Consider the following 10,504-nt stretch of genomic DNA (forward strand, 5'->3'; position numbering starts at 1 on the left):
TCATGTTCATTTTGGAACTTTTCTTTTGGCAAAACAGAGTTGAGGTAAGGATCAGATGCTTCGTAAAACGCTGGAAAGCCAGCAAATTGGTATATATTTCGGTGTAATTGTAGTGGCAGTAGTTGTTGCATTAGCCATTCCTGGCACAACGATTCTTGAAGTCTGTATAAATCCTGCTCTTGCGCTGATGTTATTTGTGACTTTTTTACAAATACCCATTCCAGATCTTGCCCGAGGTTTTGCAAAGAATTATCTCGCAGCCCTACTTGTCACAAATTTTGTCGTACTACCATTTTTTGTGGCAGGTCTTGTGCAGCTACTTACTCCTAGTAACCCTATGGTGTTATTAGGCGTGTATCTAGTTTTACTAACCCCATGCATCGATTATGTTGTGACATTCTCACAACTTGGTGGCGCAGATGCACGCTTAATACTCGCTGCAACGCCTATTCTATTAATCATGCAAATGATGTTATTGCCTGTATACATCCACTTGCTCCTTAATGAAGAGGCTGTAAAACTCATTTATTTCAAGCCGTTTTTTCATGCATTTATCTGGTTAATTGTGCTGCCCTTAATATTTGCGGCCCTTATGCAATTATGGGCTGCTCGATACCATTCGGGGAAGATAATACTTTTAACTTTCGGATTATTACCTGTACCTGCAACCGCTCTCGTTTTGTTTGTGGTTATTGCCGCTGTGTTGCCCCAAGCAGGTAGCACGATACAGGAAACATTACAGGTGATTCCCATTTATATTGTTTTTGCGTTTTTTGCACCACTCATTGGCTGGTTTGTCGCGAAATTCTTTAAACTCAATGCACGTGCTGGCCGGGCGGTAGCTTTTAGCGCAGGGACTCGTAATTCACTAGTGGTTTTACCGCTCGCTTTTGCTATACCCAACGCAATACCAATATTACCTGCGGTAATCGTAACGCAGACACTCATTGAGCTTATCAGCGAGCTTGTCTATGTGCGACTCATCTCGAAGTTAGGGAGTAATGAGACTGTATCGCGATAGAAAAAACAAGAGACATTTTCATTTGTCACCGCCTTTGCAACAAAGTAAGGCGCGAGATCAATTCGCCATCTTTTCACATTCCTCAGCACATTTACGACAAGCTTCTGCACACTTTAGACAGTGCTCATGATGTTTATGCTGTTCACATTCTTTAGCACAATCTCTACAGACTTTAGCGCATAATGCACACATTTCTTGTGCATATTTTGAGCCTCTTGCCATGAGTTTGGCAGCTAATGAACAAATGAGCGCACAATCCCTATCTAATTGAATACACTCAACCATGTCTTTTACTTGACTCTCATTTAGACAGGCTGTTGCACAATGCTCACACTCTATAGCGCATTTTAAACAGGCCTCAATGCAAGATTGATATTCATGATGTGACATTACAATTCTCCTTGTAAATTGTTTATCCCTATTGACCATACCATTGCTTACGCCATTCTTTTAACTGTGCTATCTCTTTTTCTTGAGCCGTAATGATGTTTTGGGCCATTGTTTTAATTTCGGGTTTATCCGAATTTTTAAGCGCATTTTGTGCCATCAAAATAGCGGCTTCATGGTGTGGTATCATCAAATCGATAAAGCGTTTATCATATTGCGCATCTTTATTCCCTAATTCTTTCATCATCATCTTATTCATCATTTCATTATCCATGCTGCCATCCATCATTTTTTTCATACAGGCACATGGCTCAGATTTCTGCATATTCATTGAACTTCCAGACATCGGTTGTTCGGCAGAATAAGTGGGTCCTGCTATACCAAAAGCAAGAAAGCCTAGAAACAATAGTGTTCTCATCATCATTAAACTCCCTGTTATGAATGCAAAAATAGGAACCACCACCCTCAGTGTCCCTCTATCTGATTATTTGAATCTTTATTAGAGTAGAGGGATTAAACATAATTGTCTAATAATAAAGATGCTTTTAATGAGCATTGTAATCACAATGATATGTCGGGTACTTTAACTCCTTCGTAATTAACAAATGTCATCATTCCTCTTGCATTGTAGCCTTTGTCAATATCAAACTCCCGTAGTTTGCCTGCTCTGCCTTCTATGCATAATTAGGTACAAACCGGGTAAGACTAGCAAGGTTAAAAAGGTTGAAGACAAAATTCCTCCAATGACCACCGTTGCAAGAGGTCGTTGCACCTCAGAACCTGCTCCTACATTAATCGCCATAGGTACAAAACCAAGACTTGCGACTAAAGCGGTCATTAAAATAGGCCTTAAACGCGTTAAAGCCCCTTGTATAATAGCTTCTTTTAGTTCGCATCCTTCCTCAAGCAAACTGCGAATAAAAGACACCATTACTACACCATTTAAGACTGCAACACCCGATAAAGCAATAAAACCCACTCCGGCTGAGATGGAAAAAGGAATGCCCCTTAACCAGAGCGCTACAATTCCTCCTGTTAGCGCCAAAGGAACCCCGGAAAAAATGAGTAATGCTGCACGGGCTGAGCCAAAGGCCATAAATAAAAGACCCAAGATAAGTAGCAACGTAATGGGTACGACAACCATTAATCTCTCTTCTGCAGAAATCAATTGCTCAAAGGTTCCACCATAATTTATCCAAGTTCCTTCAGGCAATTTAATTTTTGCCCCAACCACCCGTTTAACCTCTTCAACAAAGCCCCCTAAATCGCGACCACGAACATTTGCGGTAACTACCACACGACGCTTCCCATTCTCACGACTTATTTGATTCGGACCATAAGCGAAAGTCAATTTGGCTACCTCCTTCAGAGGAACATAATTCGGATTTGTTGATTTGCTATCGCTTTGAAGCGTTAATGGAATAGGTAACTCCTCTAACATGTTGATATTTGTTCTTATGGATTCTGGTAACCTCACAACAATATCAAAGCGTTTGTCACCTTCAAATAACACACCTGCCTCCTTGCCGCCCAAAGCAATTTGAATAACATTTTGGACATCGGCAATGTTTAATCCATAACGCTGAAGAGCAGTGGTATCGGGGATAATGGATAGCACGGGCAGACCGCTGGCTTGTTCGATTTTAATGTCGGAAGCGCCAGGGACACTCTGCAGTGCCCCTTTTACATTCTTTGCTAAAGTAAGCAGCTGCTCCATATCATCACCGAAAATTTTAATTGCTAAATCACTTCTAACACCCGAAATCAGCTCGTTAAAGCGCATTTGAATGGGTTGAGTAAATTCATAATTATTCCCAGGAATTTTCTGGACAGCATTCTCAATTTCACCTACCAAAATATCTTTAGCTTTGCTAGGGTTTGGCCATTCGGATCGTGGCTTTAACATAACAAACGTATCAGCGACATTAGGAGGCATTGGATCGGTTGCTACTTCTGCCGTTCCAATTTTACTAAAAACCTCTCGAACTTCAGGGAATTGTTTTATGCGCTCTTCTAATATAGTTTGCATAGAAATAGCTTGGGATAAACTCGTACCTGGTATGCGCATAGCATGTAATGCAATGTCACCTTCATCAAGACTTGGGATAAATTCAGCGCCGATGCGCAATAGTAACAATAGGCTTAAGCACGTTATTATCACAGCACCACTCACCATTTTCCATGGATTTAGCAAGCTCCAATTTAATAAAGGTTCATAACCTTTTTTCACAAATCGAATAATGAAATTTTCTTTTTCGTCTACTCGGCCTGTAATAAATACAGCCACTGCAGCAGGCACAAAGGTTAAAGAGAGCACTAATGCCGATAAAAGTGCCATGACCACAGTCAAGGCCATTGGGTGAAACATCTTCCCCTCAACCCCTGATAATGTAAAAATGGGTAGATAGACTACCGTTATAATGACTACACCAAAAAGACTTGGGCGAATGACCTCTGCCGTCGCTTCAGAAGTTAAACTAAATCGCTCCTCTTTCGTTAAAACGCGTCCTAATTCATGTTGTGCCAAACCAAACCGACGTAGGCAATTTTCAATAATAATGACCGCACCATCTACAATAAGCCCAAAGTCTAATGCGCCTAAGCTCATTAAATTTCCAGATACACCTTTTGTGACCATCCCCGTGATAGTCATCAACATTGAAATGGGAATGACGGCAGCTGTAATTATTGCCGCGCGAATATTACCTAGCAGAAGAAAAAGAATAACAATAACGAGCAATGCGCCTTCTAATAAGTTTTTCTCAACGGTAGCAATTGTTCTATCTACAAGCTTTGTCCTATCATAAACGGGTCTGGCGATAATTCCTTTGGGCAGGCTCTGATTGATTTCCTCTAACTTAGTTGCCACACGAACAGATACTTCACGACTGTTTTCACCAATAAGCATCATGGCAGTACCTAAAACCACTTCTTTACCATTTTGTGTGGCAGCTCCAGTTCTTAATGGAGAGCCTAATTTGACATCAGCTACCTCCCCGATACGAATGATAACTTCATCTCGTTTGGCAACAATGATGTCTTTGAGGCCTTCAATGGTTTTGACTTGCCCCGGAATTCTAATTAAGTACTGTTCACCATTTTTCTCAATATAACCCGCACCCAAATTCGCATTGTTTTTTTCCAGTGCATTTAGAAGGTCATTTATGGTTAATTGATAAGCCAGTAATTTTTGTGGATAGGGCATGACATGAAATTGCTTTTCATAACCACCAATCGAGTTCACCTCAATCACCCCTTTGGAATTGCGTAGTTGAGGCAGAATAATCCATTTTTGTACAGTCAATAAATCCATCGGCGTATATTCGCTACCATCCTCCTTTAAAGCACCCGGTTTAGCCTCTACTGCAAACATAAAAATTTCACCAAGGCCTGTAGCAATAGGACCCATTTCAGGTTCCATACCAGGAGGTAATTGACTTTTTATTTGTTGTAACCGCTCTCCGATTAATTGGCGCGCAAAATAAATGCTAGTTCCCTCTTCAAATACAACGGTAACTTGTGAAAGTCCATAGCGTGAAAGAGAACGGGTATAATCTAATTTTGGTATGCCTGCTAGAGCTGTTTCAATAGGATAGGTAATGCGCTGCTCCACCTCTAGGGGAGAATACCCTTCCGCCTCAGTATTAATTTGCACTTGCACATTAGTAATGTCAGGAACTGCGTCAATCGGTAATTTTTTAAAATTATAGATACCAAGCCCCAGGAGGCCTGCAATAACCAATAAGACAAACCAGCGGTGGCGAATAGCGAAGGCAATGGTAGGTTCTAACATAATCGTCCTAATTTAATGCTCATGCTCAGCTCCTGACTTTTCAATATCAGCTTTTATTAAAAAACTATTACCTACCACATACTGTGTGCCGGGCTTTAAACCACTTTTGACTTCGACCCATTCATTATCTTTTACTCCCAATTCGACCTCACGCATCTCATATTGCTCTCCCACTTTAATGAATAAAACTGTTTTTTCATTCATATTTTGCAACGCGGTCGTTTTGACCATTAATGGAACTTTTATTTCAGAAAGAAGTACATCAGCTCGCACAATAGTCCCTGGACGCCATTCTTCCTTAGAATTTGGAATAGTTACGATAGCGATTACAGTTTGGCTTAATGGATCAGTCGTTGGAAGAATCATAGCAATGGGCGCACTTATTTCTTTATCCTCTTCCTGCGAATGTATGGTGACCATTTGGCCTTTATTAATTTTTTCTAAATCGCGCGGGAAAACATGAAGTTCAGCCCAAACATCTGATAAATTGGCAATGGTGAAGAGCGATTCTGTTCCGGCTACATTCCCAGGCGTGATGTTACGCGCAAGAATTCGGCCTTCTGTTGGCGCACGAACTTCATATTCTTTTAAGCTCTCATTGCTTTCAATGGTAGCTAATAGGTCGCCCTTTTTTACGGAATCCCCCCATTTAACCAATACGCTTTTTACTATACCCGGAAAGCGGGCTCGCACATCAGTCGTGGTATTACGGTTAAGGGTAATACGGCCATTAAGATGTGCATATTTCTTTATCTCGCCGGGTCCTGCGACTAGAACAGTAACACCCTCCTCTTCTGCCTCCTTGGTACTTAGCTTTATCCTTCCCTCATAGGAGGAGTAGTTCCAGCTAAAAGGTTGATTTTCATAAACGGCCTTTATTGTGACATCAAAGGAATGGGGTTCTTCTATGTCTTGTTTACTGACTAAAGTATCAGTTTGGGGGATGAAATTGATAGTAGTTATATCCCCCTCCAGACGTTTTAACTCAACAATAAGATTTACCTTGGAGGGTGAAATGGGCTTTCCTTTCGATGAAACATAGGCCTTAAATTTAGGAGTTGCTCCTTCTTCAGTAAGAACAAGTTCCACGGTGAAATCCTTACCCTCAAATAAGCGACCATTATGAGGACCGTGCTTCTCTGGAGCGGAGTTTTCCATGGCAAAAGTCAACTTAGCTGATAGCCACCATAAAGCACCTGCGAGAATTATTGCTGCAATTATGATTAGATAATGATATTTTTTCACACTAATTCCCTTTAATTATTTTTGAAAGGCCTCACTCATTAATAGACCCTGAATCTTAATTAGCGCCTTATGATAATCAGCATGGGCCCTGGTATAATGCTCTTCTTCACGATTAAGCATTTGGATTGCATTACTAATAATAAGATAACTATAGCGTCCCTGCTCAACCCCTTCGCGAGCTAATTCAACCGCTTTTTTCGCCTTAGGGAGCATTCTGCTCGTCACTTTTTCCACTTCTTCCTTAGACTGTAAGGCGTCTAAAAAAGTGCCATACAAGGAAGATTCAAGATTTAATTTTAATTGATGTAAGTCCTGAATGGCCTCGTTTCGTTTCGCATGAGCGCTATAGACATTTCCCTGATTTTGATTAAAAACGGGGATTGGAGCTGAAGCTGAAACCAAGAACGCCTTTTGATCGTTTAACTCAAAATGACGAAAACCGAATTGAAGATTGAGATCAGGCCAAACTTCTTTCGAAGTGGCGGCAATACGTGATCCCATAGCTCGCACTAAGGCCATTTGTGCTTTAATCAAATTACTCTTAATGAGGCGTTTTTTAATTAAAGGCCATGAGTCTAAGTTATGGGAAAGCCCCTTTTCATTGAGATTCATCTCAGTAAGAGTTGGGGTACCCATCAAATTGGCTAAGATGGTTTTAGATTTCAATTCATTGCGCCGCGCCCTGTCATAAACAATGACTGCTTCATCAAGTGCTATCTCAGCTAATCTTAAATCCACTTCAGAATTGGCCCCTATCTCTACTCGTTTATTGATACTTCCAACAACTAATTCATTCAGTTTTACTAAACGCTTTGAAGCACTAGTCCAATATTGGGCATAAAAGGCATCCACATAAGCATTTCCTATATCGATAAAGAGATTGGAACGACTAGCTTCTAATTTCAAACAAGCCGCTAGAAATTCCATTTTGGAAGCCTCTCGTTGATAATACAATCGATTCCCTAAGGGTATGGGTTGCTCAATGGAAATGGTTTTTTCTGTTCCGGTATATCCTGACTCGAGAGTAGAGGGGGTTCCAATATTTTCAGCTTGTAGTGAAAATGTTGGATTTGGATATAAACCCGATTGAATAAAATGCCCTTTGGCTTGTTCAACAGCAGCTGCTTGGGATTTCAAGCTAGGATTATTTTTATAAGCCAGTGCCAATGCCTCTTTAAATGTTAGCGAATCTTGACCGTACGCGGCTTGCAAGCAAATCATCAGTAATCCAATTAGTCCATAACGCATTCACAATCCTTTACTCATTATTACTAAGAGATGGTAGCTCATCTGCTATCTAATAGTCTTGTCACTAAAAGTCAGCAATCGCAGTCCATTTGCAACCACAATAAGACTCGCTCCCATATCGGCAAATACTGCCATCCATAATGTGGCTAAACCAGCCAGTGCCAAACCAAAAAAAATTATTTTAACCACAATAGACAAGCTAATATTTTGAAATAGTACACTCACAGTTTTACGACTTAAAGAAATGAATTGGGATAGTTTAGCTAAGTTATCATTCATAATAGCGATATCTGCTGTTTCCAACGCAATATCCGTGCCCTTCCCCATTGCAAAACCAATGGTCGCTTTCGCAAGTGCAGGCGCGTCATTAATGCCATCGCCCACCATCCCTACCGCACCAAAACGCTTAATTAACTCATCAATGGCGTAAACTTTGTCTGCAGGTAGAACGTTTGCTCGAATTTCATCTATACCCACCTGGTCGGCAATGGCTTTTGCGGTGGTCGCATTGTCACCTGTTAACATGCAAGTTTTAATTCCTTGTTGATGCAATGCTTTGATTGCCATTTGGCTTGTGGGGCGCAACGTATCCGCCACAGCAAAAATTGCCAATACGTGCTCCGAATCACTTAAAATGATAGTAGTTTGCCCTGTTTGCTCAAGTTCTTTAAGTTGTGCTTCAATCGCTGGATTGCAAAGCTGGTTGTCTTCAGCTAGTTGATGATTACCCACAAAATATCGCACATCTGCTATTATTCCTGTTACTCCACGACCAGGAAGTGCTTTAAAATCGGTTACTGAAAGTAACGAATCTGTTGGTTGCTGTTTTTGCCATTGTTTAACAATGGCCTGAGCAATGGGATGCTCCGAATGCTCGTCAAGACTGGCTGCCAGTTGCAGAACATTTATGTTTCCTTGGCCGCTTATTTGAATCAACTTGGTCACAACTGGTTTGCCTTCGGTAAGGGTGCCTGTTTTATCCAGTGCAATGGCTTTTAACCGATGCCCTTGTTCTAAATAGGTTCCTCCTTTGATAAGGATACCGTGTTTAGCGGCAGCAGCAAGACCACTAACAACCGTTACAGGTGTTGAAATAACTAACGCACAAGGGCAAGCAATGACAAGTAAGGTTAAGGCTTTATATAGCCATAAAGACCATAACCCTCCCCAAAGAATTGGAGGAAGAACAGCAACTAAAACAGCAATCACAACCATCAGCGGTGTATAATATTTGGAAAACTGATCTACAAAACGCTGGGTAGGCGCGCGTTCAGCTTGCGCTTGTGCAATCGTTTTTCCAATCTTTGCAAGGACTGTATCACCTGAAGCGACACTCACTTTAAACTGGAATGAGCCATGTTCATTGAGGGTTCCCGCATACACGCTCTCCCCTACGTTTTTATCAACGGGCATGGATTCACCGGTAATAGGGGCTTGATTTACACTACTTTTCCCTAGGATTATTTCACCATCTAAAGGAATGCGCTCACCAGGTTTTACCCAAATTACGTCACCTAAAGCAACTTGACTGACTGGTAGGCTCTGCCAACTGCCATCAGCCCCTTTAACAGTAGCTACCTCGGGCGCAATTTCCATCAGTTTTCGAATAGCCTCACGCGCCTTATCCAAGGAATACACTTCAATGCGTTCAGCAAACGCAAATAAGACGGTTACCATAGCAGCTTCCGGCCACTCACCAATTAATACAGCACCCGTAATGGCTATCAGCATCAGACTACTAATATTAAGTGTTTTGGTGCTGAGTGCTAACCATCCTTTTTTAAGCGTAGTTTCCCCACTTAAGGCCATGGCAATGAGCGCAAGTACGGCGACCCATGGTGATTGCTCATCGGATAAGCTATAAGCAATGACTTCGGCAATGAGCGCCATAAACCCTGCAAATCCTATCATCCACCAGGAGGGGTGTGGATTTTCTTCTAAATGCTCTTTATCCCGTCCAGTTTTTAATGTGACTTTCATTCCCAGCGCTTCAATCTTCTCCAAGAAAGGCACAGGTGTATTTAGATAATGGTGAATGGTTACTTCTTGGGTTATAAAGTTAAAAGTTAATTTCTCCACTTCGGGAATAGATTCCAATTGTCCCCGAATCAGTTTTTCTTCTGATGGACAATCCAACCCGCTAACAAATAATGTTGTTATGGTATTTGTCATATAATCTTTCCGCCGTAGTTATACTTTTTTCTGTCTATGCATGGGCGATTTAGAGTAATGGTGAAAGACGTAGTGTCACTAGCAACAGCCTCAACACCATAATGAGTATTTATAAGTTTTAAAATAAATTGATTAGGCAAGGTCATGACTATCCTCTAAATCTTCTATAAAATGATTAATCATATCCATTAAAATGCAACGGACATGCTCATCATCTACTTCATAGAAAATATGCTTCCCTTCTCGTTTTGCACACAATAATCGTGCTGACCGAAGGAGACGCAAATGATGGCTAACAAGAGGCACAGAAAGTTGTAATTGTTCTGCTAAATCGCTAACTGCTTTCGGTTTGTCAAGGCAAGCCAGCAAAAGCTTTAACCGATTAGGTTCACCCATTGATCGCAAAATATCTGCTATTGTTGCGATCATGTTATCCGAAAGCGGTTTCATACAATTCAACAGTTAAACAAGTGTTTAACTATAAACTAGATAAAATTCTTTAGCTTGTCAAGAAACACTATGAAAACTGGGTAGGACCTAAACTCAATAAGGACATGAGCTTCCTGCCCAGTGTTTTTTATGCCATTGTTTTGCCATTGCATCCATCCTTGAATCGGCAAAAAAATGGCTCTTTTAAC

General features: G+C 41.0%; 8 protein-coding genes. 1 reads left to right on the plus strand and 7 read right to left on the minus strand.

Annotation, left to right across the window (positions count from 1 at the left end; all coding sequences use genetic code 11):
* Positions 1-55 precede the first annotated feature (55 nt).
* Positions 56-1,021, plus strand: a complete 966-nt coding sequence (locus tag LOA_RS13405) for an arsenic resistance protein (RefSeq protein ID WP_025386787.1) — start codon at positions 56-58, stop codon at positions 1,019-1,021.
* 57 nt (positions 1,022-1,078) lie between these two features.
* Here LOA_RS13405 and LOA_RS13410 read toward each other — a convergent pair whose 3' ends face one another.
* From LOA_RS13410 to LOA_RS13440, 7 genes are all read right to left on the minus strand, one after another.
* Positions 1,079-1,411, minus strand: coding sequence for a four-helix bundle copper-binding protein (locus LOA_RS13410; protein WP_025386788.1), 333 nt, complete (start codon positions 1,409-1,411; stop codon positions 1,079-1,081).
* A 28-nt stretch (positions 1,412-1,439) separates the two neighbouring features.
* Positions 1,440-1,829, minus strand: coding sequence for a DUF305 domain-containing protein (locus LOA_RS13415; RefSeq protein ID WP_238551392.1), 390 nt, complete (start codon positions 1,827-1,829; stop codon positions 1,440-1,442).
* A gap of 222 nt (positions 1,830-2,051) precedes the next feature.
* Positions 2,052-5,201 carry an efflux RND transporter permease subunit gene (locus LOA_RS13420; RefSeq protein WP_025386790.1) on the minus strand — a complete coding sequence of 1,050 codons (3,150 nt, stop codon included), beginning with the start codon at positions 5,199-5,201 and terminating at the stop codon, positions 2,052-2,054.
* Positions 5,202-5,213: 12 nt separating this feature from the next.
* Positions 5,214-6,446, minus strand: a complete 1,233-nt coding sequence (locus LOA_RS13425) for an efflux RND transporter periplasmic adaptor subunit (protein ID WP_025386791.1) — start codon at positions 6,444-6,446, stop codon at positions 5,214-5,216.
* A 15-nt stretch (positions 6,447-6,461) separates the two neighbouring features.
* Entirely contained in the window at positions 6,462-7,694 is a 1,233-nt protein-coding gene (locus LOA_RS13430; RefSeq protein WP_025386792.1) for a TolC family protein, read from the minus strand.
* Positions 7,695-7,739: 45 nt separating this feature from the next.
* Positions 7,740-9,866, minus strand: coding sequence for a heavy metal translocating P-type ATPase (locus LOA_RS13435; RefSeq protein WP_025386793.1), 2,127 nt, complete (start codon positions 9,864-9,866; stop codon positions 7,740-7,742).
* 132 nt (positions 9,867-9,998) lie between these two features.
* A complete protein-coding gene (locus LOA_RS13440) occupies positions 9,999-10,295 on the minus strand; it encodes an ArsR/SmtB family transcription factor (protein WP_238551393.1) in 297 nt (98 codons plus the stop codon).
* Between the last annotated feature and the right edge of the window lie 209 nt (positions 10,296-10,504).

The organism is Legionella oakridgensis ATCC 33761 = DSM 21215 (assembly GCF_000512355.1).
Classification (GTDB): Bacteria; Pseudomonadota; Gammaproteobacteria; order Legionellales; family Legionellaceae; genus Legionella_A; species Legionella_A oakridgensis.

Coding starts and splice junctions, on each gene's coding strand:
- LOA_RS13410 (WP_025386788.1), bottom strand. CDS start 1,411: ATGTCACATCATGAATATCAATCTTGCATTGAGGCCTGTTTAAAATGC.
- LOA_RS13420 (WP_025386790.1), bottom strand. CDS start 5,201: ATGTTAGAACCTACCATTGCCTTCGCTATTCGCCACCGCTGGTTTGTC.
- LOA_RS13430 (WP_025386792.1), bottom strand. CDS start 7,694: ATGCGTTATGGACTAATTGGATTACTGATGATTTGCTTGCAAGCCGCG.
- LOA_RS13435 (WP_025386793.1), bottom strand. CDS start 9,866: ATGACAAATACCATAACAACATTATTTGTTAGCGGGTTGGATTGTCCA.
- LOA_RS13440 (WP_238551393.1), bottom strand. CDS start 10,295: ATGATCGCAACAATAGCAGATATTTTGCGATCAATGGGTGAACCTAAT.
- LOA_RS13405 (WP_025386787.1), top strand. CDS start 56: ATGCTTCGTAAAACGCTGGAAAGCCAGCAAATTGGTATATATTTCGGT.
- LOA_RS13415 (WP_238551392.1), bottom strand. CDS start 1,829: ATGATGAGAACACTATTGTTTCTAGGCTTTCTTGCTTTTGGTATAGCA.